General features: G+C 66.7%; 1 protein-coding gene. It reads right to left on the bottom strand.

Features of this window, described 5'->3' with window-relative positions:
• On the bottom strand, positions 1-839 hold an 839-nt coding region (locus Vse01_RS29170), incomplete at its 3' end, for a Clp protease N-terminal domain-containing protein (RefSeq protein WP_204019292.1).

The following is an 839-nucleotide window of genomic DNA, read 5'->3' on the forward strand; positions in this document are numbered from 1 at the left end:
ATGATGTCGCCCCGGGTGCGGATCTCCTTCAGCACCTTCTTCAGACGCTCCTCGAAATCACCGCGGTACCGGGAACCGGCCACCAGGGCGCCCAGGTCGAGGGTGTAGAGCTGCTTGTCCTTCAGCGTCTCCGGCACCTCACCCTTGATGATCTTCTGGGACAACCCCTCGACCACCGCGGTCTTACCGACGCCGGGCTCGCCGATCAGGACCGGGTTGTTCTTCGTGCGGCGGGACAGCACCTGCATGACCCGCTCGATCTCCTTCTCCCGCCCGATCACCGGGTCGAGCTTGCCCTCCCGGGCCGCCTGAGTCAGGTTCCGGCCGAACTGGTCCAGCACCAGGCTGGTCGACGGCGCGGCCTCACCCGGAGCGGCACCCGCCGCGGCCGGCTCCTTGCCCTGGTAGCCCGACAGCAGCTGGATGACCTGCTGACGCACCCGGTTCAAGTCCGCGCCCAGCTTCACCAGCACCTGCGCGGCGACGCCCTCACCCTCACGGATCAAACCCAGCAGGATGTGCTCCGTGCCGATGTAGTTGTGCCCGAGCTGCAGCGCCTCCCGCAACGACAGCTCCAACACCTTCTTGGCCCGCGGCGTGAACGGGATGTGCCCGCTCGGCGCCTGCTGACCCTGACCAATGATCTCCTCCACCTGCTGACGGACGCCCTCCAGGGAGATCCCCAGGCTCTCCAGGGCCTTCGCCGCGACGCCCTCACCCTCGTGGATCAGGCCCAACAGGATGTGCTCCGTACCGATGTAGTTGTGATTGAGCATCCGGGCCTCTTCCTGGGCCAGGACGACAACCCGTCGCGCTCGGTCGGTGAACCGCTCGAACAT

This window comes from Micromonospora sediminimaris, from assembly GCF_016863575.1.
GTDB classification, from domain to species: Bacteria; Actinomycetota; Actinomycetes; order Mycobacteriales; family Micromonosporaceae; genus Micromonospora; species Micromonospora sediminimaris.